The organism is Polynucleobacter sp. AP-Jannik-300A-C4 (genome assembly GCF_018688335.1).
Lineage (GTDB): Bacteria > Pseudomonadota > Gammaproteobacteria > Burkholderiales > Burkholderiaceae > Polynucleobacter.
The window spans coordinates 240,920-264,618 of the sequence record NZ_CP061316.1 but is presented as its reverse complement, the minus strand read 5'-3'; the positions used below and the strand labels follow the sequence as shown (position 1 = coordinate 264,618).

The 23,699-nt window shown below is 44.2% G+C and carries 26 protein-coding genes; 9 read left to right on the top strand and 17 right to left on the bottom strand.

All coding sequences use genetic code 11. From position 1 onward, the window contains the following. Window positions 1-12: 12 nt before the first annotated feature. The 3 genes from FD975_RS01425 to FD975_RS01415 are packed head-to-tail and all read right to left on the bottom strand — an operon-like array spanning window position 13 to window position 1,257. Window positions 13-342, bottom strand: a complete 330-nt coding sequence (locus FD975_RS01425; RefSeq protein ID WP_215302510.1) for a hypothetical protein — start codon at window positions 340-342, stop codon at window positions 13-15. Continuing rightward, a complete protein-coding gene (locus FD975_RS01420; RefSeq protein WP_215302509.1) occupies window positions 342-989 on the bottom strand; it encodes a hypothetical protein in 648 nt (215 codons plus the stop codon). Before FD975_RS01420 ends, FD975_RS01425 begins: the two co-directional genes overlap by 1 nt. Continuing rightward, window positions 919-1,257 carry a prepilin-type N-terminal cleavage/methylation domain-containing protein gene (locus FD975_RS01415; RefSeq protein ID WP_215302508.1) on the bottom strand — a complete coding sequence of 113 codons (339 nt, stop codon included), beginning with the start codon at window positions 1,255-1,257 and terminating at the stop codon, window positions 919-921. Before FD975_RS01415 ends, FD975_RS01420 begins: the two co-directional genes overlap by 71 nt. A gap of 131 nt (window positions 1,258-1,388) precedes the next feature. Here FD975_RS01415 and ribBA point away from each other — a divergent pair, with 131 nt between their 5' ends. The 4 genes from ribBA (at window position 1,389) to FD975_RS01395 (ending at window position 5,211) form a co-directional block, all read left to right on the top strand. Next, entirely contained in the window at window positions 1,389-2,540 is a 1,152-nt protein-coding gene (gene ribBA, locus FD975_RS01410; RefSeq protein WP_215302507.1) for a bifunctional 3,4-dihydroxy-2-butanone-4-phosphate synthase/GTP cyclohydrolase II, read from the top strand. Between the two features lie 18 nt (window positions 2,541-2,558). After that, a complete protein-coding gene (gene ribH / locus FD975_RS01405) occupies window positions 2,559-3,074 on the top strand; it encodes a 6,7-dimethyl-8-ribityllumazine synthase (protein ID WP_215302506.1) in 516 nt (171 codons plus the stop codon). Between the two features lie 8 nt (window positions 3,075-3,082). After that, the gene (gene nusB, locus FD975_RS01400; protein WP_215302505.1) at window positions 3,083-3,577 is read left to right on the top strand and encodes a transcription antitermination factor NusB; all 495 of its coding nucleotides are present in this window, start codon (window positions 3,083-3,085) and stop codon (window positions 3,575-3,577) included. A gap of 161 nt (window positions 3,578-3,738) precedes the next feature. Then, window positions 3,739-5,211: an NAD-dependent succinate-semialdehyde dehydrogenase gene (locus FD975_RS01395; RefSeq protein WP_215302504.1), complete on the top strand. Its 1,473-nt coding sequence runs from the start codon at window positions 3,739-3,741 to the stop codon at window positions 5,209-5,211. Window positions 5,212-5,284: 73 nt separating this feature from the next. On the opposite strand, the gene trmB is transcribed toward FD975_RS01395, so the two are convergent. Genes trmB through FD975_RS01380 form a run of 3 tightly spaced genes read right to left on the bottom strand, consistent with a single transcriptional unit; the run spans window position 5,285 to window position 7,441 of the window. Next, window positions 5,285-6,082 carry a tRNA (guanosine(46)-N7)-methyltransferase TrmB gene (gene trmB, locus FD975_RS01390; protein ID WP_251371305.1) on the bottom strand — a complete coding sequence of 266 codons (798 nt, stop codon included), beginning with the start codon at window positions 6,080-6,082 and terminating at the stop codon, window positions 5,285-5,287. A 13-nt stretch (window positions 6,083-6,095) separates the two neighbouring features. Further along, window positions 6,096-6,554: a DUF2721 domain-containing protein gene (locus FD975_RS01385; RefSeq protein ID WP_215302502.1), complete on the bottom strand. Its 459-nt coding sequence runs from the start codon at window positions 6,552-6,554 to the stop codon at window positions 6,096-6,098. 41 nt (window positions 6,555-6,595) lie between these two features. Next, the gene (locus FD975_RS01380) at window positions 6,596-7,441 is read right to left on the bottom strand and encodes an undecaprenyl-diphosphate phosphatase (protein WP_215302501.1); all 846 of its coding nucleotides are present in this window, start codon (window positions 7,439-7,441) and stop codon (window positions 6,596-6,598) included. Between the two features lie 119 nt (window positions 7,442-7,560). Here FD975_RS01380 and FD975_RS01375 point away from each other — a divergent pair, with 119 nt between their 5' ends. Beyond that, window positions 7,561-9,174, top strand: a complete 1,614-nt coding sequence (locus FD975_RS01375) for a TolC family protein (RefSeq protein ID WP_215302500.1) — start codon at window positions 7,561-7,563, stop codon at window positions 9,172-9,174. Between the two features lie 21 nt (window positions 9,175-9,195). Here the strand turns inward: FD975_RS01375 and waaC are convergent, their stop codons facing one another. From waaC to rfbB, 5 genes are read right to left on the bottom strand one after another with little or no spacing between them, the layout of a single operon-like run. Further along, complete coding sequence (gene waaC, locus FD975_RS01370) at window positions 9,196-10,227, bottom strand: lipopolysaccharide heptosyltransferase I (protein ID WP_215302499.1); 1,032 nt, start codon at window positions 10,225-10,227, stop codon at window positions 9,196-9,198. Between the two features lie 41 nt (window positions 10,228-10,268). Beyond that, entirely contained in the window at window positions 10,269-10,823 is a 555-nt protein-coding gene (gene rfbC, locus FD975_RS01365; RefSeq protein WP_215303739.1) for a dTDP-4-dehydrorhamnose 3,5-epimerase, read from the bottom strand. A gap of 8 nt (window positions 10,824-10,831) precedes the next feature. Continuing rightward, window positions 10,832-11,770 carry a glucose-1-phosphate thymidylyltransferase RfbA gene (rfbA, locus tag FD975_RS01360; RefSeq protein WP_215303737.1) on the bottom strand — a complete coding sequence of 313 codons (939 nt, stop codon included), beginning with the start codon at window positions 11,768-11,770 and terminating at the stop codon, window positions 10,832-10,834. A gap of 10 nt (window positions 11,771-11,780) precedes the next feature. Next, window positions 11,781-12,749, bottom strand: a complete 969-nt coding sequence (gene rfbD, locus FD975_RS01355; protein WP_215302498.1) for a dTDP-4-dehydrorhamnose reductase — start codon at window positions 12,747-12,749, stop codon at window positions 11,781-11,783. Window positions 12,750-12,764: 15 nt separating this feature from the next. Continuing rightward, window positions 12,765-13,823, bottom strand: a complete 1,059-nt coding sequence (gene rfbB / locus FD975_RS01350; protein ID WP_215302497.1) for a dTDP-glucose 4,6-dehydratase — start codon at window positions 13,821-13,823, stop codon at window positions 12,765-12,767. 136 nt (window positions 13,824-13,959) lie between these two features. Between rfbB and FD975_RS01345 the strand changes: the two genes are divergently transcribed. Then, window positions 13,960-14,784, top strand: coding sequence for a glycosyltransferase family 2 protein (locus FD975_RS01345; RefSeq protein WP_215302496.1), 825 nt, complete (start codon window positions 13,960-13,962; stop codon window positions 14,782-14,784). Here the strand turns inward: FD975_RS01345 and FD975_RS01340 are convergent, their stop codons facing one another. Together FD975_RS01340 and FD975_RS01335 are read right to left on the bottom strand one after the other, a co-directional pair. Next, complete coding sequence (locus FD975_RS01340) at window positions 14,785-15,888, bottom strand: glycosyltransferase family 4 protein (protein ID WP_215302495.1); 1,104 nt, start codon at window positions 15,886-15,888, stop codon at window positions 14,785-14,787. A gap of 14 nt (window positions 15,889-15,902) precedes the next feature. Further along, window positions 15,903-17,207, bottom strand: a complete 1,305-nt coding sequence (locus FD975_RS01335; protein ID WP_215302494.1) for an O-antigen ligase — start codon at window positions 17,205-17,207, stop codon at window positions 15,903-15,905. A 160-nt stretch (window positions 17,208-17,367) separates the two neighbouring features. Here FD975_RS01335 and galE point away from each other — a divergent pair, with 160 nt between their 5' ends. Next, window positions 17,368-18,381 carry a UDP-glucose 4-epimerase GalE gene (gene galE / locus FD975_RS01330; protein ID WP_215302493.1) on the top strand — a complete coding sequence of 338 codons (1,014 nt, stop codon included), beginning with the start codon at window positions 17,368-17,370 and terminating at the stop codon, window positions 18,379-18,381. Between the two features lie 31 nt (window positions 18,382-18,412). Then, window positions 18,413-19,387, top strand: coding sequence for a hypothetical protein (locus FD975_RS01325; RefSeq protein WP_215302492.1), 975 nt, complete (start codon window positions 18,413-18,415; stop codon window positions 19,385-19,387). A gap of 7 nt (window positions 19,388-19,394) precedes the next feature. Here the strand turns inward: FD975_RS01325 and FD975_RS01320 are convergent, their stop codons facing one another. Next, on the bottom strand, window positions 19,395-20,390 hold the full coding sequence (locus tag FD975_RS01320; protein WP_215302491.1) for a hypothetical protein: 996 nt from the start codon (window positions 20,388-20,390) through the stop codon (window positions 19,395-19,397). A gap of 5 nt (window positions 20,391-20,395) precedes the next feature. After that, a complete protein-coding gene (locus FD975_RS01315; RefSeq protein ID WP_215302490.1) occupies window positions 20,396-20,974 on the bottom strand; it encodes a methyltransferase domain-containing protein in 579 nt (192 codons plus the stop codon). A 136-nt stretch (window positions 20,975-21,110) separates the two neighbouring features. On the opposite strand from FD975_RS01315, the gene FD975_RS01310 reads away from it, so the two are divergent. Further along, entirely contained in the window at window positions 21,111-22,175 is a 1,065-nt protein-coding gene (locus FD975_RS01310; protein WP_215302489.1) for a glycosyltransferase, read from the top strand. 27 nt (window positions 22,176-22,202) lie between these two features. On the opposite strand, the gene FD975_RS01305 is transcribed toward FD975_RS01310, so the two are convergent. Beyond that, a complete protein-coding gene (locus FD975_RS01305; RefSeq protein ID WP_251371273.1) occupies window positions 22,203-23,195 on the bottom strand; it encodes an aspartate carbamoyltransferase catalytic subunit in 993 nt (330 codons plus the stop codon). Further along, the gene (pyrR, locus tag FD975_RS01300) at window positions 23,192-23,698 is read right to left on the bottom strand and encodes a bifunctional pyr operon transcriptional regulator/uracil phosphoribosyltransferase PyrR (RefSeq protein WP_215303733.1); all 507 of its coding nucleotides are present in this window, start codon (window positions 23,696-23,698) and stop codon (window positions 23,192-23,194) included. Before pyrR ends, FD975_RS01305 begins: the two co-directional genes overlap by 4 nt. Window position 23,699 lies beyond the last annotated feature (1 nt).

Sequence of the window (23,699 nt, the reverse complement as noted above, 5' to 3'; positions counted from 1 at the left end):
TCAAATCACCGTTCATTCAAATTCTTGGCGCCAATTTAAGCGGGTGGCTTGCTTAGTTTTTTCATCCAGAAAAACCAAGATCTCGATTGAGGGTTTGTCTTGACTAGAAATTAGCCAGAGATTTTTTCCGACAGACTGAATATGGCAAGGAGAGGGATTCAGCGGGCCAATGATTGACAATTTTTCCTCGCATTCTAAAAGTAATTTTTCAGATTCGATCAATTTCTTTCCCGCACTGGTGATGGCGTCAAGGCGCATGAGTTCAAGTACGACAGAACGCTCCAAGATCTGAATCAAGGAGGAGATCAACATAAAGAGAGATAAGACCCAAGCAATGATCACTAAAGGTTTCTTGTAGAAAAAGTACGCTCAAATACGCGCTGAATCCTTGCTCCATCAGTCATCTCCAGCTTCACCCTGAATGTTTTCGGCCCTTTACCAGATTGGCTTATAGGCAGATGACCAACTTGAATAGGCTCAATCGATAAACGCTCCACACCATTCATTAAAGTGGTGTTTTGTAAGCGGCCCTGACGATCCAGTGACTGGCAAATGAGTGAACCGCCATTTACTCGCACACCCTTAGGGAGACTTGCTTGTCGATCAACAATGAATCCCTGTTGAGAGATATTCCTCTTGGCGCGCTCTTTAGTAATAGCATTTCCAATGCAATCGAAATCAACTCCTTTAGAAACCTCATGCTTTACTGTGATGGAATCCGACCCTCGATATCCAACCCCTTTCTGAATATCAATGAAATCTTGTTTCGATTGTTGTGTCTGTCTTGCCAATGGAGATGGCAAATTTTGAAATCCAGCCATACGAATAGAACGGCTAATTAATTCCAAAGCACGATCCGCTTCAAGCGCGAGTGATTGTGATTTCTCCAGCTCAATTTGTTTGACGATCAGTTCTCCACTATTTTTTAATAGAGGCCCTACCAAGATCAGGCACAGGGCGAATCCGACGAGGCACTCTAGTAGACTCATTCAATAGGCTTTCTTTCGATACGATTTTTGCTGCTGTCGCCTGGGCAATCTCATGTTGGTCTAACTCCTGGTGTATTTGCAATCGTCTTGCCCCTAATTGCCCCATAAGTAGTAGTAATTTTTGATAGGTATTACCAAGGCTGATCCAGCTAGTTGCTATCAAGCTCATCGCTACAAGCACTTCCAACAAGACAAAGCCATTGGCTTGTCCTTTTAAACCCTGGGACTTAGTGGATCTATGGCTGTATTCGCTGGGAATGTTGGGCATTAGCCATTCTCCTAAGTCACATCAAGCGAATCCAGCCAATAAATGGGCGCCGATCGTCAGAAAAGCTAGATATTGGGCCCAGTGCGCAGGGTAGGAGCCAAAAGCCCCTCCTCAGCTTAAAATAGAAGGCTATGCAAAATATCCTTGCCTCCACTAAAGAAATCGTTGCCGACATGAAAGCTGGCAAGATGGTGATCTTGGTTGACGAAGAAGATCGTGAGAATGAAGGTGATTTAGTACTCGCTGCTGACCATGTCACCCCTGAGGCGGTGAATTTCATGGCTAAGCATGGTCGTGGATTAATTTGCCTGACTTTGACACGCGAACGTTGCCAACAAATTAATCTTCCTTTAATGGTGCGCGATAACGGCACCTCCATGGGAACCAATTTCACAGTTTCGATTGAAGCAGCCAGCGGTGTCACCACCGGAATTTCAGCTGCTGACCGCGCCCATACAATCAAAACTGCGGTTGCAGCTAATGCAAAACCAAGCGACCTAGTTCAACCCGGTCATATCTTTCCATTGATGGCACAACCTGGTGGCGTATTGATTCGCTCAGGTCATACAGAGGCTGGTTGTGATTTAGCCGCAATGGCAGGTTGCTCACCTACCGCCGTGATTTGCGAAATCATGAAGGACGATGGCAGCATGGCACGTTTGCCAGATTTATTAGAGTTTGCAAAAGAACATCAATTAAAAATTGGCAGTATCGCTGACCTCATTCAGTATCGCAGCCAACATGAAAGTATTGTGGTCCGCGAAGGTGAACGTGAATTTACAACACCTTGGGGGAAGTTCCAAGGCATCGTCTATCGCGATACCCCAAGCTCTTGCATTCACTTGGCTTTAGTTCACGGTAAACCATCGGAGGGCATAGAAACATTAGTTCGCGTACATGAACCTCTCACAGCATTAGATTTCTTGGACGCTAATGTCAGCACCCACTCCTGGCCACTGGCGCAAGCACTCCAAAAGCTAGCAGCCTCACCAGCTGGCGTCGCTGTTTTACTCAATACCTCTGGTATTGCAGCTCCAGGAGATGCAGATTGGTTGGCACAGTTTCATAAACTCAACGGCACACAGTCAGAAAACCCAAGTGCACCGCAAGCACGCAAAACAGATTTCCGCACTTACGGCATTGGTGCACAAATCCTTAAAGATCTTGGCGTAGGAAAGATGCGTTTGCTGGCCAACCCAAGTCCGGTCCCAAGCCTATCTGGATATAAGCTTGAAGTGACTGGCTATACCCCTTTTCAATCCAATCTTGAATCTAAACAATAAGTAATTCCGGAAAATATAATGAACACATCCAATGACGAATCTGCTGTAGGCGTACTTGCTACCGACCTCAATGGTCAAGATCTACGCATTGGTATCGTGCAAGCGCGCTTTAATGAAGAGCATTGCGTTGCACTCACTACCGCATGTATTGAAGAGCTAGTCAAGTTAGGCGTCTTCCAATCTGATATCAAGTTAGTCACCGTGCCGGGTGCATTAGAAATTCCATTCGCACTTCAAAAGCTGGCTGAAACAGGTGAGTTTGATGGCTTGGTTGCGCTAGGCGCCATCATCCGTGGCGAGACTTATCACTTTGAACTCGTATCGAATGAATCTGGGGCTGGCATTACCCGTGTTTGCCTTGAGTCTGGACTACCAATTGCTAATGGTGTTCTCACCTGCGAGACGGATGAGCAAGCGCAAGTACGCGTTCAAGTTAAAGGTGCTGATTGCGCTAAAGCCGTTGTTGAAATGGCTAACTTAGCATTAGCCCTCACACCCGATATTGATTTTGAAATCAATCCCAGCGAAGAGTAATGATTGATATGACTAAGACCCCCGCAACATCACAAGCCCCTGTGGCCAGCGCACCAAAACGCTCCCTCACGCCACGCCGCCGTGCTCGTGAGTATGCCCTTCAAGGTGTATATCAAAGCCTAGTGATGCGTCGTGCAGGTAGCCTGCCGAATGCTGCAGCCATTGCTAAACAGTTGGCAGAAGACCCTGGCTTTAGGCGTTGCCAACATGATTTATTCCAAGGTATTTTTGCTGGCGTTTTAGAGCGTACAGATGAGCTCGAAGGCATCATTACCCCTGCGCTGGATCGCCCTATCAATGAGCTCTCCCCTGTAGAGCATGCCGCCCTATTAATTGGTGCGTATGAGCTGGCCATCGATTTATCTGTTCCATATAAAGTAGCCATCAATGAGGCTGTAGAGCTTGCTAAGACCTTCGGTGGTACCGATGGTCATAAATACGTGAACGGGGTACTTGACCTCTTGGCTCAAAAGCTAAGAAGCACAGAAATTCAGGCGGGTTAAGCTCACCAGCAGCCCAAGCCTCGCAAAGCAGTTCACTAGGCCCCTGCACTCGCTCAGAGTTCAGGGGTTTTTCATTACCCTCGCTTGGGGGATAAAATCAGTTGACTAAATAGATTAAGCTAACAACCATCAATAGCTAGAACGATTTTGGAGACTTTGCCATGCAAAAAATAGATATTCGCCCCTTACTCAAAGATCCAGGTTTATTTAAAGAAGATGCTTTCATTAACGGTGCTTGGGTAAAGTCCAACAATACCTTTGCCGTTACTAATCCAGCTACGGGCGAGTACATTGCACAAGTAAGCAATCTTGGAAACAAAGATGTAGAACTAGCTATCCATGCAGCAGAGGGCGCTTTTCAGGAATGGAAAAGTAAAACTGCCAAAGAGCGTGCCCAGGTGATGCGCAAATGGTTTGATCTGATTATTCAGAATACTCAAGACCTTGCCACCCTCATGACCCTGGAACAGGGCAAGCCCTTAGTTGAGGCAACTGGTGAAGTGACTTACGGCGCCTCATTTATTGAATGGTTTGCAGAAGAAGCTAAACGGGTAGCAGGCACTATTCCAAGCACAACTTGGAGCGATAAACGTCTCATCGTGATGAAACAGCCGATTGGTGTCTGCGTAGCAATTACTCCGTGGAACTTTCCGATTGCCATGATTACCCGCAAGATTGCGCCAGCAATGGCAGCAGGTTGCACCATTGTTATTAAGCCTGCCGAACTAACCCCGCTATCGGCTCTTGCCCTAGCTGAACTTGCACAACGTGCTGGCGTACCAGCAGGCGTAATCAACATTCTGACGGCAGATGCTGAGCAATCTATTGTGATTGGTCAAACACTGTGCGCCTCACCTATAGTTCGCCATCTATCATTTACTGGATCTACAGAAGTTGGCCGTATTTTGATGGCTCAGTGCGCACCTACCGTAAAAAAATTAGCCCTCGAACTGGGTGGCCACGCACCCTTTATTGTTTTTGAAGATGCGGATATCGATGCGGCAGTCTCTGGCGCAATGGCATCTAAATATCGCAACTCTGGTCAAACTTGCGTTTGTGCGAATCGCTTTTATGTCCACAAGAATGTGCTCGATCAATTTGTGGAGAAGTTTGCCAAGGCTATTGAAGCGATTAAAGTGGGTAACGGCATGGAGGCTGGAACCACTCAAGGCCCACTGATTGAGCAAGCCGCACTTGAGAAAGTAGAAAGGCATGTAGCTGATGCACTTAGCAAAGGTGCTAAGCTGGTCAGCGGCGGTAAGCGATCTGCGTTGGGGGGCACTTTCTATGAACCAACTATTTTGTCCAATGTCACTAATGACATGCTCATTACCCATGAAGAGACCTTTGGTCCAGTTGCCCCCATTATTGCTTTTGAAAGCGATGAAGAGGCAATAAGATTAGCGAACAACAGTCAATTTGGATTAGCTTCCTACTTCTACAGCCGAGATATTGGTCGTATCTGGAAAGCGGCAGAGGCATTGGAGTACGGTATTGTGGGCGTGAATTCTGGAATCATCTCCAATGAAGTGGGTCCATTTGGAGGAGTGAAACAATCCGGCTTAGGGCGTGAGGGTAGCGTCTATGGCATGGATGAATACCTAGAACTCAAATACGTTTGTCTTGGTTTGTAAGTCAAGATCAGAAACTAATAAAGCCGCTCTTTTAGCTTAAGTGAGCGGCTTTATTTTTGACATCATTGCTACTTTATTTTTTCTTATAGACTAAATCCCACACACCATGTCCTAACTTAATGCCGCGAGTTTCAAACTTAGTAGTTGGTCTATATGCAGGTCTCTCCACATACCCAGAATGCTTAGCCTCGAGTTGCTCAAGAGTAGGCTTGAATTCTTTAAAAGACTCTTTAGCAAGCTCAATTTCACTAGCAATATCAGTCGCTGAAAAAGTTTCAATGCGTATTTGATCAGAAGAGGTATTTTCCAAGTCAGACTCTGCATTCAATACTAAGAGCATTTGCTCGGCATAGTTATGCCAGTCGGTAGCTAAATGCAAATAGGCGCCAGGCTTAAGCCGAGAGACTAGCAGCCTCACAAACTCTGCCTGAATTAAACGGCGCTTGTGATGACGCTTCTTGTGCCAAGGATCTGCAAAGTAAATATGAATACCATCCAAAGAATTTGGCGCAATCATCTTCTCTAGCACCTCAACTGCATCATGACGAATCAAGCGTAGATTGGTGAGCTGGTTTTCGCCAATCAGCTTTAGTAAAGCGCCAACTCCTGGGGGGTGGACTTCAATTGCCAAAAAATCATCCTCAGTACGCAAGGCAGCAATTTTGGCGGTGGTCTCACCCATCCCAAAACCAATCTCCAATATCTTTGGACGAGAAGAGCCATTAAAAGCCTGAGGAAGATCCAATACGGTCTCCTGAAATGGCACTAAGAACTGAGGGCCCAATTCATCAATAGCTCGCTGCTGGCCAGCAGTGGTTCTACCAGCACGTAATACAAAAGAGCGAATGCGATCTGTTCTAGAAGAAGTCACTATAGAAATATCTTTATTTTGGGAAAGGCGTATTCCATCCAGCCGAGCGATAGGCATACACCACTTCACCCAAGACAATAGATAAGGATGTCATAAACGATATGAGGCCCAATACGAAGGTCCAAATGACGTAGGTAGCTTGTAATGATCGAACTGCGCCCGCTTGAAAGAAGAATAGCTCTAGAACTGTTAAGGAAATAAATACACCGCTTAATACATCAAAGAAAATCGCAGCTGTACAAAGACGTCCCCTTACCTTTGCCTCATTCGCTTCTTTCATCATATGGGCCAGCATGTCTTGATCCTGAATGCTGCCCTCTTGAATTCGGTGCTGAATAGCGCGCATACGATCCACTGATCGAGCCAAGCGAGCAGAAATCGCATTAATTAAAGTTGCTACTGCGGTCAATAAAAAGACTGGGGCTAATGCCAGCTGAATATTATTGGTAATAGCATCAATTGATACATCCATATTTATTCCAATCAGCGTCTATAAATTTGCATTCTCTTAGTTTAGTTGGACCAGGCTACAAGGCCGGTGTATGCACTCACCAATACCAGCACACCAAAGACAACGCGATACCAAGCGAATGGAATGAAATTATGTCCTGCAACGTAATGAATCAACCAGCGCACGCAAATGAAAGCGGAGATAAAAGCGGAGATAAAACCAACTACAATCGCCCAAGTAAAATCACCAGATAAAGAAACGGGATTTTTCCAAAGCTTGAGAAGTTCGTAAGCAGTTGCACCGCCGATTACAGGAATGGCCAAGAAGAAAGAAAACTCAGTCGCAACTGCACGCGGCAAACCAAATAACATGCCGCCAATAATGGTTGCACCTGAACGAGAAGTTCCTGGGATTAAAGCAGCGCATTGCGCCAGCCCGACCTTTAAAGCATCCATTGGGGTGAGATCATCTACCGACTGAATACGTGATTTGCTTAAAATGACTTTTTGCTGACGGCGCTCCGCCCAGAAGATTACCAGCGCACCAACGATAAATGCAGAAGCCACTGGAATGGGCGCAAACAAAATAGCTTTAATGTATTTGCCAAATACGAACGCCAAACCCATCGCTGGAATAGAGGCAATCACTAGATTGAGAATGAAGCGTTGCGAGATGGCACTTGTTCGAGCCGAAGAGGCAACCTTCCAGAGCTTTTCTCGGAACTCCCAACAAACTGCCAAAATCGCGCCAAACTGAATAATGACCTCGAAAGCCTTTCCACGCTCATCATTGAAGTCGAGTAAATCACCAACCAAAATCAGGTGGCCCGTACTGGAGATTGGCAAAAACTCGGTTAAGCCCTCCACTACCCCCAGTACTATCGCTTTAGCTAGCAAAATTAGATCCATAGGCGCAATTTTATAGATAGATGAAGCAGATCCTAGGATTTGGCAAAATAAGGCTTAAATCCAGCGCTTTAGTCAAATAAGCCTTAAACTTCAGGCACATTGAAAAGTACCCGAATTAGATGACATCGACACGTTTTCGCCTCTCTCAGTTAACCAGTTTTGGTGTAATCCTGGGTCAGGCGTTCGGACTCGGAGTCTATCCGTACGCAGTACTAGCGCAAAGCGCTAATGGGGCCAAACCTTCATTGCCAACCCCTGTGAGTGCACAGTCTTTAGTAGGTCTAGACATGCCACCACAGATGGTCGCTTTGCCAAAGCAAGCCATTCCGATCAATGAAGCGCCGTCTAATGTCAGCGCTAACAGCACAGCTAATATTAGCCAGGCTACTGATTTAATTCGACTCTACCAAGAAGCCGCATTCAGCGACCCCGTCCTCAATGCGGCTCGGTTTAACTACCAGGCGAGTAAAGAACTTTTCTGGCAAGGCTTGTCACTATTACTGCCGCAAGCAAATGCGGTGCCTGGCGGCACTCGGTATTACCAACATACCGCAGGTAATGCGCCCGCTGGGGCTGTAACAGGCTCTAGGGTATATGACCAAAAAAACTATACCGTTACACTGACCCAACCTGTTTTTAATATGGCAGCATTTGAGGCATTTAAACAAGGTGACCTCAATACCAAGATTGCGGATATGCGCTTTTACTTGGCGCAACAAGATCTAATAATTCGTGTTTCACAATCGTACTTTGATGCGCTCACTAGCCAAGATAACGTAGAGCTCTATCGCAATAAAAAAGGGCTTATCAAACAGCAACTAGAGATTGCTCAAGCCAAGTTTGATGCTGGACTGGCAACCATTGTTGATGTCAACACCGCACAAGCAGCTCTTGACCTTGCTAATTCTCAAGAAATTGCTGCTCAAGCAGATCTAATTGTCAAACGCGGTGTATTAGAGCAATTGGTTGGTCGTCCTGTGGGTGCCTTAAAGCCGCTGACTAAAGAGGCTAAGATTGATGGCGTTCTTAAAGACCCTCGCTCTAAAACAAAGGGCAGTAATGGCATTCCAATTACAGATAGCGTAAATCCACATTTACCAAAAGGCCAAACCCTTGAGGATTGGATACATCAAGCGGAAGCTGCAAACTTTAATGTACTGGCTGGTCAGTTATCTGTCAGCCTAGCTGAAAGTAGCTATAAAGCCTCGCAAGCGCTGAACTATCCCTCCCTTAATTTTGTAGGTACGGCTGGCTACAACACCTCTAATGGAACAGCGAATAGCTTAACTCCATCACAAACAAATATTTATAACAATACTATTGCTTTACAGATGACTATCCCCCTGGTCTCAGGTGGATACAACAGCTCCCTCATTCGTCAGAATGCTGCTCTCCTAGATGCAGCAAAGGCAAACTATGACAATGCACGCCGTACCGCAGCCCAAAGTACCCGCGCAGCATTTACTGGCTTCTATGGTGGTCTAGCCAGCATCAAAGCCTTTGAGGCGGCTGAGCGCTCTTCCTCTTCAGCACTTGAATCAAGCAAGCTGGGATTTCAGGTCGGAACCTTAATTAACATTGATGTGTTAATCGCATTAGATACTGTCATCACTACCCGCTCACAATTACAGCAAGCACGCTACAACACAATTCTGAATGCCATAAAACTAAAGGCGCATGCGGCAGCACTATCAGATGAGGATCTCATCTCCATCAATACCTTGCTGCGCTAATAGCCAAAAATCAGTCAATATTTAAGCTTGATCTAGAAGCTTTAAGGATGCGTTAAGAACCTCTTGAACGCTGGGTGGATTTTGAATATCGCCCACATTACAAATTCGATCGGACCAATAGCCTTCCGTTTTCCAACGTGGTGAATCGCAATAAATCTCTACAGTAGGCCTATCCAATACCGCTGCCAAATGAGTCAGACCAGTATCTACCCCCACCGTTAAAGCAGCGTCAGCAATTACCGAAAAAGCATCCTCAATTGAAAAAGCTGGGGGCACCAGTGCATTTGGAATTTGCGAAGCTAGTAATTGACTAACAGAATGTTCAGCGGCACTACCCCAAGGGAAAACCATCTGATAGCCACGAACGGATAATTCTTTTCCGAGAGTAACCCAAAATTCATTGGGCCAACGTTTCGCCTCACGCGCAGTCGAATGAAAACAAAGAATAAAGGGTACTTTCAAGCCTTGGATTACAGCGCTTGGAATATTTTTTACAAATGCTTTGGGATAAAACTGAGGCGCATCACTTCTCTCCAGCAATGGCAGATCTAAAGCTGAACACATCACCCAGCGTGAACGATCAACCGCATGACACTGCGTAGGAACCTGCACTGACTGGTTATAGAAAAATCTAGCCAAAGGCTCGTATCCAGAAAATTCTGTTGCATTAGCAAGGCCTGCAACTACAGCATTAGAACTTTTCTTAGTCAAGGCGCAAACGATGGCAGACTTTAGCAAGCCCTGAGTTTCTATCAAAATATCATAAGAGCTTGCTTGTAGCAATTTTTTAAATTCAAAAAACTCTTTCCAAGTAGCAAGGCTAAGAAGATTTTTCTTCCAGCGCCGCAATCCGAAGGGAATGATGCGATCAATTCCTCGAAAAGCATCTCGAGACAATAAGGGCTCAAGTAAGTGGACATACCCCTCTTCGACCACCCAATCAATTTGAGCGTCCGGCAATCGTGTACGCAAGTCCCACACAATCGGCAAGTTATGCAGTACATCCCCTAGGGATGAGAGTTTTACTAACAGGATTTTAGGAGAGGCGCTCATGCGAGCATTATCTTATCTTTTGCAAATACACCTAAGTTCAATCAGAGCTTGGGTGCAGCATCCCACGATAGACCAGCAGAGTCTTTGGCGTTCATATTAGGAGCGATACTCTGCGGTAATGGCCATTGAATACCAACGCTAGGATCATTCCAAGCCAAGCAGGCCTCGCTTTGAGGGTGATAGTAATCCGTAGTTTTATATAGAAACTCGGCAGTCTCCGACAAAACCAAGAAACCATGCGCCAAGCCGGGTGGAATCCACATTTGCTTATGGTTTTGAGAGCTCAACTCCACACCAACCCATTTGCTATAGGAAGGCGAATCTTTGCGAATATCTACAGCTACATCAAAGACACTTCCAGCTACAACGCGCACCAGCTTGCCTTGCGTCTGCTCAAGCTGATAATGTAAACCGCGCAAGGTCCATTGCCTAGAAAAGGAATGATTATCTTGAACAAAATCGACATTCAACCCAGTAGCAAGCGCAAAATCGTGCGCATTAAAAGATTCTGTAAACCAACCGCGCTCATCACCAAATACTTTTGGCTCGATGATCAATACATCATGAATGGCAGTAGAGCTTACTTGTAGCTTCAATGAGGTATTCATCCAATCATCTTTTTGTTAGATAAAGAAACTGGTTTTGCAGAGGTGCTGAGCTCATTGAGAATTTTATTTAAGTATTGGCCATAGCTATTCTTACTTAGTTGGTTAGCAACCCTTTGAACATCTTCTGCGCTAATCCAACCCTGACGATAAGCGATCTCTTCAGGGCAAGCCACCATGAGGCCTTGGCGCTTTTGCAAGGTAGCAATAAAGCCTGCTGCATCTAGCAATGAATCATGTGTACCAGTATCAAGCCAAGCGAAACCACGGCCCATAATCTCTACACTGAGTTCATTCTTCTCAAGGTAAACGCGATTGACATCAGTAATCTCTAGTTCACCGCGAGCGCTAGGTTTAATCGTGGATGCAATATCACATACTTGATTGTCATAAAAATATAGGCCCGTTACCGCATAACTGCTTCTGGGTTTTAGAGGCTTTTCCTCAATGGAAAGTGCTTTGTAGTCTTTATCAAATTCAACAACACCATAACGCTCTGGATCAGTGACGTGATAAGCAAATACGGTGGCACCAGCATTGCGAGCACTTGCACTATCCAGTTGATCTACCAACTCATGGCCATAAAAAATATTATCGCCAAGCACTAGGGCACTTGGGTTATTGCCGACAAAGTTTTTTCCAAGAGTAAAGGCTTGCGCCAAACCATCTGGTGAAGGTTGCACGCAATATTCAATATTCAAGCCCCATTGCGAACCGTCACCAAGTAATTCTGCAAATCGAGGAGTGTCGTGCGGAGTGGAGATTAATAAAATATCCCGAATACCTGCCAGCATCAGAGTAGTCAACGGGTAGTACACCATCGGCTTGTCATATACAGGCATAAGCTGCTTAGAGACGGCCTGGGTAACTGGATATAAACGAGTGCCCGAGCCCCCTGCCAAAATAATGCCTTTACGATTCGTCTGACTTGCTGCCATCTCGCTCTTTCTAGATAAGTCCATCTTTGGCCAAATTGCGGACATAAGATCGAACAAGCCCATCCCAGGGCTGATTTAGTAGCTCCAATTTTGACATATTGCCTTGAGTGCTAAATACCTTAGCCAGCTTATCTGTCGACATACGTGAATTCATGGGTCTTGGGGCCGGCAAAGGGTATTCCACTGCAGGAATAGGCTTAATAAGCCGAGGAGACGCCTTTAGTACCACTCCAGCATCTATAGCGGCCTGGGCGGCCCCACATGCCAATCCATGCCAGCTAGTCTCACCAGCAGGAACAGCGTGATAAATACCTGACGGGAATGCACTCAAGCGCCCTTTTGCATCTATTGCCAAACCTAAACTTATTTGGGCAAGCCACTGAGCGCTGGTAGGAACACCATACTGGTCTTCAATCACCTTGAGCTCATCTCGGTCTTTCGCTAGACGCAAAATCGTGCGAATAAAGTTGCCGCCATCGCCATAGACCCAGCTTGTTCTAAAAATTGCATATTGACCAATACTTTCAGGGGGCTTACTTGCAAATGCTTCGGCTATCGCCTCTTCTCCTGCAGCCTTACTCTTTCCATATATACCCAGAGGATTGCGCATGTCATCCTCTAGATAAAAGCCATACTTCTCGCCATCAAAAACATAATCTGTGGAGTAATGCAAAAAAGTGGCTTCGTGCTCTGCTGCATATTGAGCCATTAGCTTAGGCGCTGTTGTATTTACTGCAAATGCCAATTCCGGCTCAGACTCCGCCTTATCAACAGCAGTATACGCTGAGGTATTAATAATGAGACTGGGTTGGAATTGATTTAGAAGAGAACTCAATGCTGCTGCATCAACAAGGTCACATTCGGCACGGCCAATATATTGGATATTTGTTTCATCTGCCAACGTGGGTAATAGTGATCTCAACAAAACATGGAAAGCTTTACCTAATTGGCCATCTTTACCAAATACCAGGATGTTCATTGAGGGCTGAACCTTTTAGCTGTACTGCTTATGCAACCAGTCGCGATAGGTACCGCTGACGACCTCCTCCACCCAGACCGGGTTATCCAGATACCACTGCACAGTCTTACGAATGCCTGTATCAAATGTCTCCGTGGGACGCCAACCTAACTCACGCTCTACCTTGCTCGCATCAATCGCATAACGACGGTCGTGCCCCGGACGGTCTTTTACGAAAGTAATTTGCTCCGCATAAGACTTGTGATCAGAACGGGGCTTTAGCTCATCCAAAATAGTGCAGATGGTTTTTACTACCTCAATATTAGCTTTTTCATTCCAACCACCAATATTGTAAGTCTCACCCAATTTGCCTTTAGAGAGCACCTCGCGAATTGCGGAGCAATGATCTCCAACATAAAGCCAATCACGAATCTGCTGACCATCACCGTAGATTGGCAGTGGCTTGCTGTTCAAGGCATTAAGAATCACTAGGGGAATCAACTTCTCTGGAAAGTGATAAGGGCCATAGTTATTAGAGCAATTGGTAGTAACAACCGGAAAACCGTAGGTGTGAAACCAAGCGCGGACTAAATGATCTGAGGCAGCCTTTGATGCGGAATAAGGGCTGTTAGGCTCATAGGGATTTTTTTCAGTAAAAGCAGGATCAGTTAATGACAGCGATCCATATACCTCGTCTGTGGAGACATGATGAAAGCGAAATGCTTTCTTTGCTGATTCATCCAAGCCATTCCAATACTCTCTTGCGCACTCCAATAAATTAAAAGTGCCCAGCACATTGGTTTGGACAAACTCTGCAGGGCCGTGAATGGATCGATCCACGTGACTTTCAGCAGCAAAATTCACAATTGCACGTGGCTGATGCTCTTTTAACAACTTAGCAACCAGCTCCTTATCGCCAATATCACCATGAACAAAAGTATGGCGGGAATCATCTTCGAGCGTTGCTAAATTTGCCAAATTACCAGCATAAGTCAGCTTATCAAGATTAATCACGCCTTCAGCTTGAGGATTGGCAAGCCAATCAAGGGCGAAATTACTTCCAATGAATCCGGCGCCGCCTGTTATTAAAATCATGGTTTACCAATAAATGAAGTGCGAAATGTAATACGATAAGAATAAGTGAGAGTTTTCTTAAATCGAGGCTAAACCCATAAAACCTGGAACTCATACTTGTATGAGCATTTTAACAAAACATTACCCCAATTAAATCGTGAATCCTAATAAATACAGCCTGACATTTGCCTGCTACAACTCTGTTGAATACACAAAAATGTGCATTGATAGCATGATTAAGCATGGCACCCCCCTAGATAGGGTTGTAGTTGTGGACAACCACTCCACTGACGGGACTCGCGATTATCTTGCCACACTGCCTTTGGGCGGAAGAATCTTGAACTCCGCCAACCTCGGTTGCGGAACCGCTTGGAATCAAGGTGCGCTAGCACTTCAAAGCGAATGGAGCATCATCATGAACAATGATGTTCTGGTTTCGCCATTGTGGATTGAGAATCTCATTTATGCTGCAGAGTCTAAAAATCTCAAGGTCATTAGTCCAGCATTAATTGAGGGGCCACTTGATTATGACTTTGAAGCATTCAATTTAAAAGCTAGCGAAGAAATGAGGGATGTACATCGTTTTGGCAGCAAGCATGCTGTATGCCTCGCTATTCATAACTCGGTATGGATGGACGTGGGTTATTTTCAACCAATTCCCAAACTCCTCGGCTACGAAGATACCCTGTTCTTTAATGAACTCAAGAAGTCTAATATTCAAACTGCGATTACTGGTGCGTCGTGGTTACACCACTTCGGCTCAATTACCCAAACTACAATGAAACAAGAAAGAGGGCTCGCAGAAAAAGATGGTCTGGCTAATCGCTACAACTACAAACTACTAAATCAAAGCTGGATACAAAGAAAGCTAGCCAAGATTCAAGCGAAAAAACACCAAGCAGAAGCTAGTCGAAATGAAGTGAAAGAGCATGGGATGTCCATACATGGACTCAGAAAAAATAATGCCTTTGAATGGATTTAATTACGCTTTTTCAAATAAGCTAATTAGGCTTTGAGTATTCGCATCAAGAGAAAATTTATCAACAACCATTCGCTTTCCCGCTTTTGACATTTGCTTTGCAGGCTCTGGATTAGATAACATCCAGATGATGGCCTGAGCCCACTGCTCAACATTGCCAGGCTCAATCATGAGGCCAGTCTCTTGATTTAGCATAGTCTCAGGAATACCGCCAACCCTACTTGCAATCGTGGGCACCTCCAAGTACTGCGCCTCAATCTGAAACATCCCCAAAGGCTCAACCAAGGAGGGCAGCACTGCGAGATCGCTCTTTCTAAGCAATGGCGCAATCTTTTTTAAAATCCCGGTTAGCAGTACATTCTCAGTCAATCCAAGCGTTACAATCTCGACCTCAAGTAACGGCTTATCTTGCCCCTCTCCAGCAATTAAATAGCGCACATTTGGAATGTGCCTCTTCACTTCAACAAGAGCCTTCAAAATCGTGCTGTGACCTTTTTCACTCCGCAGAATTGCTCCATGCGATATAACCGGACCTGGGTGAGCATCTAGCCAATTCAAAACATGATCGGGCAGTGGATCAGTTGAGCAATCCAGCGCTGAAAAATCAATCCCAGGATAAACCACCTGGAGCTTATTGGGGATGATGGCAAGATTTGCCAAAAAACGTGAGCGTAAATAGTGGCTAGGAATAACCGTTCCTGAAAACAAATAGTTATATGCAAAAGATAGCGGATAACCATGCTGGAAAGTTTTTACCCGGAAAACAGGAATGCGCTTACGGCCAAGAAGAACTTGCACCATACCCACTAGCGCACAAATCAAAGCATCATGACTGCCATGACAAAACATAGCTACAGGACTTTTTTCTTTAACTAAACTAAATAATTGCATCAGACTTGGTATATGAAAAGCATTCCGAAAACGAATTTCCTGAACCGCTAAACCGTCATTCTTTGCGCGGCTGACAATTGCGCTGTTGGGCTTGCATAGCAAAATTGTTTCATAGCCCAGAGCATTGAGTGAGCGCATTTGCTGCAACGCTTGCAACTCTTGGCCACCAATATTAATAGACGAGTCAGAAAAAAGAATAACTTTTGCATCAGCCATAGTTCAAAGCCACATTAATTTATGCGCCCTGCTGAAGGCTTATGGAATACCTGCGCCAATAGCACAGCAACCATCATCCCATAAAAAGTACATAAGTACTTAAGAGACAACTGCTCATTAGATAGCCCTGCAATAAATATGCCGGTGATATAAAAAAGGCCAATTCTGGCTGCTTGCTTTACGTTGAAATCAAGGGCGTTGCGACGCTTCCAAAAGATAGAAAATGGCACAAGCAAAAGACTCAAGTAGGCACCCAATCCAAAGAGCCCTGCAGATAAGAGCTTACTCAGAATATCGCTGTGCGGGCCAGTTAATGCCATGGTGTTGATGGCGGTTTCATTTGCGGCAATATTAAGCGGGCTACCCTGCAAAACCTGCATCATATTTTTCTCTTCGCCGTAACCAAAGAGCAAGCTCTCGTTAGCAAACTGAAAACCAAACTTCCACATACTCAGCCGAGTACCCGCAGATGTATCTAAATTGGCCCCAGTAAACCAATGTAGGATTTCAAAATAACCACTAATAATTCGAGTTGATAACTTCTCTGAAAAATAAAATCCTATTAAAGATACAAAACAGATGCCAATGCAAATCGCAAGCGTCTGTAACCACATTTTTTGTTTTTGGAGGTTACTAGCGTGGGAAATATCGCCAAACCTCAACAATAAAATAAGTAAAAGAATAAAAGGCGCGATAAGCCAACCACCGCGCGAGCCTGAGCCAACCGAAACATATAAGCCAAGTATTCCGCCTAGGACCTGTAAAACCATTAATGCTTTGGACTGCCTACCATCCCAGCTAATCATCAGGAGTGATAGGAGGCCAAGAATAAAAGCTTGCGATCCTAAAGTATTTGGATCAACAAAATACATAGAGTACCTACCCATCCAATGGGGATCGAGAGGCCTCAAAACAATAATCCCGAAAATGCAAATGAGTGCCAGTGGGATTGCGATTTCCAATATTCTTATATAGGGAATATTTAAACTCTTGAGCAATAGGAAGACTAAGCCTGCGAGCAAGATTCGGGAAGGGCCATCGAATGCAGCAAAGTGCATGGCACCCCGAAATACTTGGGAAAGTAAAACCGATAAAAATAATCCTGCAAATGTCAGGAGAATGAAGGGGTCGATCGGATAATTCCACTCGATCTTTGGCGCTTTAGCACTCCAAAAGTGGTATGCAGCTAAAAGTACAAGCGCAAATAAAGAAACATGGACGCCGTGTCGGACCGTTAAAAACGTCACCGGGAACATGAAAACACACAATATGACAAACCAGTCTAGCTTTGTATAGGCGTGATTTAAGTTGAGTTTCATAGGTATTTTATAAATTTACTGCGATCATCAGTTGCAGAGGATTATTATTTATGGAAATAATGTAATGCCTAATTAATATATTTTTAGCCCTGTAAGGCCGCATCTCATGAGAATACCATTAGGAACTTAGCGCCCCTTTACTTTTAATATCAAGAGAAACATGAAGACAATTTTGGTCACTGGCGGGGTCGGGTACATAGGCTCACATACTGTAGTGGCCCTTCAAGAGAACGGCTACAAAGTTGTGATACTGGATAACCTATGTAATAGCAAAGCAATCACCCTTAGTAACATTCAAAAGATTAGCTCTCAAGCTCCTATTTTTTACCAAGGTGATATTCGAGATCGCCCCATGTTACGCGATATCTTTAAAAATCATCCTATTGATGGAGTCATTCATTTTGCGGGATTAAAAGCAGTTGGCGAGTCCCAAAGCGAGCCGCTTAAGTATTACGACAATAATGTGGTCGGCAGCATCACCCTCCTAGAAGAAATGATTAAGGCCAAAGTAGATACCTTTGTATTTTCTTCTTCTGCAACCGTATATGGAGAGCCAGGGGCTACTCAATACCAAGAGGGTATGCCTACCACTCCTATTAATGTCTATGGCCGCACAAAACTTATGGTTGAGGAGATACTCAGGGATGGAGCAAAAGCTAACCCCGGCCTTAGAGTCGCCTGCTTGCGCTACTTCAATCCTGTGGGAGCTCATCTATCAGGCTTAATTGGCGAGAATCCAGTTGGCACCCCCAATAACTTAATGCCCTATATCGGCCAGATTGCCTTAGGCATCCTCCCAAAATTAAAGGTCTTTGGAAGTGATTACCCAACACCAGATGGCACCGGCCTCAGGGACTATATCCACGTACACGATCTAGCTCAAGGCCATTTACTCGCCTTGCAGTATCTGGAGGATCACCCTGGCGCCCTTACAGTGAACCTGGGAACCGGAAAACCCTACAGCGTTCTTGAAATGATTTCGGCCTTTGAGAAAGTCAGCGGCAAGAGTATTCCATACGATTTAGTAGAGCGAAGATCTGGAGACTTGGCGGAGTATTATGCAAATTCAGACTTAGCTAAAACAGTCCTAGGCTGGGAAGCAAAACATGGAATTGAGCGAATGTGCGAGGATACTTGGCGCTTCTATAGGCAATTAGATTCAGCACAGTCTTAAATATCACTTACTGAGATTCAAATACTTTCAGATGCATAACTATAAAAAGATATTAGTGGTTTGCCCAGCTGGTGCTGTTACCGGCGGCCCTGAAGCACTGCACCAACTAACGGCACATATGAATAGCCTAGGTTTACCAGCCTACATGTGCTATCTCCCATTCTCAGAAGCTGCAAAGCCCCCAGCTCCTTACGAGCGCTACCAAACTCAGTCAGCCCCCTATGAGGATGTACCAGGCAACCTGATCATCTTCCCTGAAGTAGATCCAATGCTTGCACTCAAAGTGAAGTATGCAAAAGCAGCTCTGTGGTGGCTATCTCTGGAAAACTTCTTAGAGCGCCGGCATATCTGGCCACTTCATGATCGCGTGCGCTATTTCAAAAGAGTTCTTCAAAGACGCAGACCCTGGGGTGGCGCAAAAAACCTCAAGAGTCTCCTACACTTTTCGCAGACTGAACATTCAACTCAATACTTAAGATCCTGTGGCATTGATCCCATTCCACTGATTGACTCCATCAATGAAGATTTCCTCACTGATAAATTTCTAGACAAGATTGATCACAAGCAAAATATTATTTTGTACAACCCAACTAAGGGTTGGAAAGTTACACAACAATTGATTGCGCGCTACCCTCAATGGAAATTCCTGCCTCTTAAAGGTTTAAATCGTGATCAACTCTCTGAAAAACTTTACAGCGCAAAGCTATACATTGATTTTGGACATCATCCCGGTAGAGATCGTATGCCACGTGAGGCAGCAATGCATGGATGTTGCCTAATTACCGGGAAGCTAGGTTCAGCTGGAAACGCAGTTGACCTACCAATACCATCGCAATACAAATTTGATAGTAGCGCCCCAAACTTTGTGGAAGACTTTGGCGAACTTGCTAAGGATGTGATGGAAAACTTCCCAAAACACTATGCAGATTTTGGCGCTTATAGAAAATGGCTGCAAGATGAGCCAAGAATATTTAAACAACAAATCGCCGATTACTTTTGCAAGTAAACCTAGTTCACTTAAATCCCTTAAAAAAGGATTTAAGTGATTTTTTCCGATAAGGCTTAGTTTTTGTATCGACATTCAATGCGCAAGATTGAATTTTCTGAATATAAGCACTGAACAGACTTTGCCGAACTAAGCTGATATTAGCCGCGTTTCGAGCTGACATTGAAAATGCAAAACGCTGTAGATCTCCATCAGAAAAAGTATTTCTACTTGTCTTGATAAAGATGGCCTCATAAGGGTGAGCACTCCTCCCAAAATAAGAACCCTCAAAACCGCTATCACCCTCTCTTGACGTGGGATTTATATCCACCAAGGTTTCTCGATAGTCGATCTGGTTATATTCTGGAAGCATACATCGCAAATTCAAACCCATATCCAAAATGAGTTGAGAGAGGCGAATTTCATAATCTCGAACCGTTTCATCCTTACTAAGCTCATCAAACCCCTCATAAAAACCATCTTCAATAAGCTGACTGAGAACATCGCGACTCAATACATAACAGGTAGTTTGAACATGGCCCAAGAACTGCTCATTTCGATCAAGCACCCCATACTTTTTATAGTACATCTTTGCAATAGAATGCTCACAGGGAGTGGTACTGATAACAGATCCGACAATTCCAACATCATTCGAAAAATTCTCAATAAATAGCTTGGTCCATTTTTGATTACAGTGCCCCAAAAGAAATGGGCCGCGTACAGATGAGTTAATAAAGAAATAAAAATCGTACCGCTGCCATAGGTTTAAATTTTTTATGGCCGCACAATAACCACCATAGTCAAAATTTCTATTTTCAGTGAATAGATACTCAATATTATCTAAAGCAGGTAGTTCAATTGAATATTCGCCAGCAACAATAATTAAGTAATTTAGACTTGAGTCGTAGCCAAATCTCAAAAAATGGGCAAAGTTATCAATGTAAGACTGGTCTTTTTCAAAGTAATGGTAAAGCACCAATACATTATTGGAGTCAACCCTAGGTTTGATTTCAATGTCCCTCACCAAGCTCAAACTTTTCTCAGAAGGCTGATTAAATGAGTCGAATGACGAACTTGACTCTCTATCTTGAAGGCGCCATTGAATCCATACATTCTCCCCCACTGACACTGATCATCAAAATATTGAGAAAACGTTTCGCTCGTTATTGGATTGACATGAGTTGGATCTGTGAAGCATGCAGAAAACGGATATACAGGTGTTTGAGCCAAAAAGAGTCCGCCAGGAGTGAGGACGCGATAAACCTCATTCATTAACTCTATAAAGGAATAGCGAATTTGAGGCAAATAAACAACCCGGGGGACGTGTTCAATAAAATCAAATGCAGTAATGTAGTCCATGGAGGCATCACCATGGGGAATTCTCTCTTGCGCAAGATCAGCTCTAGCAATGTTAGGATTAGCGCTATCTCGGATATCAATCCCATAAAGAAGGTCTGCCTGGAATGGATTTCTAGGGACGCCTCCACACCCTAGATCCAAGGTTTTAGAATTGACATTGTCAGAGGGACTGGCCCGGAATTTCGAATAAAAAGGCTCTAAATCCTTTACCTCATCCATATCCACAATATGGCTAAGAGACCGAAACATCAATTTCAGGGTTTTAAAATACTTTACAAGCCTCATATAGCCTCTGGCAGTGATTAAAAGGTTCTCTAAGCAGCAAAAGAAGTATTGAATGGCATTGTAAACTTACACAATCATCGCCACCAAGGCCTCACCCCTTATGACCCGCATACTTATTGTTTATCAGTCTAAGCCAGCTATCGTTCCAGGGCTAAAAAAGGGCTTTGAAAATGCAGGGGTAGAAACAATTACCTTTCTAGCAAATGAGCATCACCATTGGGTTGATAAATACGTATTTCATGCCATTAATAAATGGGCACACAACCTTAGACTTCTTAAAAAGGGAAAATTTCTTTTCTCCAATCACCCGCTAACACATTGGAACTATCTCAACACTGAGCTCGTTAAGTTTTACAAAAAAAATAATCCTGATTATGTATTTTTTATTCATGGCATTCATTATTCAGAATCAACACTCACCCAAATTAATGCCCCTAAGATTGCCTGGCTTGTTGACCCAGTTCAAGACCCCAAGCGACTGGCTTTATTTTCGAAGAATCTTGATTGGTATTTTTCTTACAGCAAGTTTGCGATAAGAATCCTACAGGAGCTAGGCTTTAAAAATACAAGCTATTTGCCACATGCGGTTGACCATAATGAATTCCGCCATATACCTGACACTAAAAAGCCTATTGATATCTCGTTTGTTGGAAAACATAGCGTTCACCGAGAAAAATTTATTCTAGCGGCATTAGAGGTAACCAGTAAAGTTAGCCTCTATGGCTCAAGGTGGGTAGCGCCTGCTTTATCTAAACCCTCACTCCTTAAGGCAATCAAAGGCATTGAATGCTATGGGGAAAAATTAAATAATCTCTACAACTCATCTAAAGTCGTGCTTAGCATTATTGCAAAGCCAGAAAATGCATTAGAGGCTCAAAGCGGAATTAATATGAGACCTTATGAAATTTTGGCTTCAGGATCAATTCTATGTTCCGACAATTACGATGAGCTCCATCCAGAGCTAATTAATAATGAGAACTTAATTCTTTTTAATAACGTTGATGAATTCAAGCAATCGCTTTCTCAACTACTGAAGGATAAGCATAAAATTGAGAATATTGCGGCCTCAGGAAGAAGATTCATTGAGAGTCGCTTCTCTTATGATGAAATGGCGAAGACCATTCTTGCTAAATTTAAAGAGGTTAAAGACGGCACATCTTTATAAAATGGCTGGCGTGGTCATAAATTGACTCTAATTCCCTGCCACAATCGACATCACCGCCATACGCACTGCAATACCAAAGGTAACTTGATTCAAGATGACGGATTGAGGTCCATCTGCTACTGATGAATCAATCTCTACACCGCGATTCATTGGGCCTGGGTGCATCACAATGGCATCGGGCTTGGCCAAGGCTAGGCGTGTGGGAGTTAAGCCATACTGCTTGAAGAAAGAATCACCCTCAGGCACCTGACCGGCTTCCATGCGTTCTTTCTGAATACGTAGGGTCATCACAACATCGACACCCTTGAGACCCTCCTCCATGCTATGGAAGACCTTAACCCCAAGCATATCTAAGTCACTTGGCAGCAAACTCTCAGGACCAATAGCCCTGATATCAGTACAACCCAAAGTTCTCAATGCGCAGATATTAGATTTAGCAACACGGCTATGTACGATATCGCCAACGATAGCGACCTTAAGCCCACTAAAATCTTTCTTAAAATGGCGCATCGTATACATATCAAGCAGGCCTTGTGTAGGATGCTGGTGACTACCATCGCCAGCATTGACTACGTGGACGTGCGCAGGAATATGTTGAGCGATCTCAATCGGCGCCCGAGAAACACTATGACGCACTACAAAGATATCTGCCTGCATCGCCACTAAGTTATCAATCGTATCCAACAAGCTCTCGCCTTTAGCGGTTGAAGATGTTGAAATATCAAGATTGATCACATCAGCCGATAAGCGTTTGGCAGCGATCTCAAAAGTAGTTCGAGTGCGGGTAGAGTTTTCAAAGAAGAGATTAAATACACTCTTGCCTCTAAGTAATGGCACTTTTTTAACTTCTCTAGCAGGGTCAGTCACACTAACAAACTGCTGAGCAGTGTCCAAAATATGCAAAATCTGCTCTTTCGGTAAACCTTCTAAGGTGAGGAGATGGGTTAACTCACCACTACTATTAAATTGGTTTACATGGCTACTCGATGGAGTATTTGCTGAAGTGATATCTACGCTCATGCTGTACGCGCCTCTAATTGGAAGCCGAACTTGCCAGCATCATCTTTTTCTAAAACTAATATTTGATTATCTGGGACGCTAACTTGCTCCCCCACAAAATCAGCAGAGATTGGTAGCTCACGTTTCTCGCGATTGGCTAGCACCATTAACTGTACTTGTGCAGGTCGACCAAAATCAAATAACTCATTAAGGGCTGCACGAACCGTACGACCAGTAAGCAAAACATCATCGATCAAAATGACGTTTGCACCATTGACCTCAAAAGGAAGGTGAGTAGACATCGTGCTAGCAGTACGAAGCGCTGTCATACCCTTCTCAGCATAGTCATCTCGATGAAACGCCACATTAATTACACCAAAGTGAGATAGATTTAAATCTGCAGCCAAGCGCTCTGCAATCCAAGCCCCGCCCATTGCAAGACCAGCCAATTCAAATGAATCGCCAGACTTTTTGCGCTGACTCAAAGTCTCTAGTAATTTCAGATAGGACTGCTCTGCATTCATC

Coding starts and splice junctions, on each gene's coding strand:
- waaC (WP_215302499.1), bottom strand. CDS start 10,227: ATGAGCGCCTCTCCTAAAATCCTGTTAGTAAAACTCTCATCCCTAGGG.
- FD975_RS01395 (WP_215302504.1), top strand. CDS start 3,739: ATGCAAAAAATAGATATTCGCCCCTTACTCAAAGATCCAGGTTTATTT.
- FD975_RS01335 (WP_215302494.1), bottom strand. CDS start 17,207: ATGAAACTCAACTTAAATCACGCCTATACAAAGCTAGACTGGTTTGTC.
- ribH (WP_215302506.1), top strand. CDS start 2,559: ATGAACACATCCAATGACGAATCTGCTGTAGGCGTACTTGCTACCGAC.
- FD975_RS01305 (WP_251371273.1), bottom strand. CDS start 23,195: ATGAGCGTAGATATCACTTCAGCAAATACTCCATCGAGTAGCCATGTA.
- rfbA (WP_215303737.1), bottom strand. CDS start 11,770: ATGGCAGCAAGTCAGACGAATCGTAAAGGCATTATTTTGGCAGGGGGC.
- galE (WP_215302493.1), top strand. CDS start 17,368: ATGAAGACAATTTTGGTCACTGGCGGGGTCGGGTACATAGGCTCACAT.
- FD975_RS01385 (WP_215302502.1), bottom strand. CDS start 6,554: ATGGATGTATCAATTGATGCTATTACCAATAATATTCAGCTGGCATTA.
- nusB (WP_215302505.1), top strand. CDS start 3,083: ATGACTAAGACCCCCGCAACATCACAAGCCCCTGTGGCCAGCGCACCA.
- rfbD (WP_215302498.1), bottom strand. CDS start 12,749: ATGAACATCCTGGTATTTGGTAAAGATGGCCAATTAGGTAAAGCTTTC.
- ribBA (WP_215302507.1), top strand. CDS start 1,389: ATGCAAAATATCCTTGCCTCCACTAAAGAAATCGTTGCCGACATGAAA.
- FD975_RS01340 (WP_215302495.1), bottom strand. CDS start 15,888: ATGGCTGATGCAAAAGTTATTCTTTTTTCTGACTCGTCTATTAATATT.
- pyrR (WP_215303733.1), bottom strand. CDS start 23,698: ATGAATGCAGAGCAGTCCTATCTGAAATTACTAGAGACTTTGAGTCAG.
- rfbB (WP_215302497.1), bottom strand. CDS start 13,823: ATGATTTTAATAACAGGCGGCGCCGGATTCATTGGAAGTAATTTCGCC.
- FD975_RS01380 (WP_215302501.1), bottom strand. CDS start 7,441: ATGGATCTAATTTTGCTAGCTAAAGCGATAGTACTGGGGGTAGTGGAG.
- FD975_RS01375 (WP_215302500.1), top strand. CDS start 7,561: ATGACATCGACACGTTTTCGCCTCTCTCAGTTAACCAGTTTTGGTGTA.
- FD975_RS01415 (WP_215302508.1), bottom strand. CDS start 1,257: ATGCCCAACATTCCCAGCGAATACAGCCATAGATCCACTAAGTCCCAG.
- FD975_RS01325 (WP_215302492.1), top strand. CDS start 18,413: ATGCATAACTATAAAAAGATATTAGTGGTTTGCCCAGCTGGTGCTGTT.
- FD975_RS01420 (WP_215302509.1), bottom strand. CDS start 989: ATGAGTCTACTAGAGTGCCTCGTCGGATTCGCCCTGTGCCTGATCTTG.
- FD975_RS01310 (WP_215302489.1), top strand. CDS start 21,111: ATGACCCGCATACTTATTGTTTATCAGTCTAAGCCAGCTATCGTTCCA.
- FD975_RS01315 (WP_215302490.1), bottom strand. CDS start 20,974: ATGTTTCGGTCTCTTAGCCATATTGTGGATATGGATGAGGTAAAGGAT.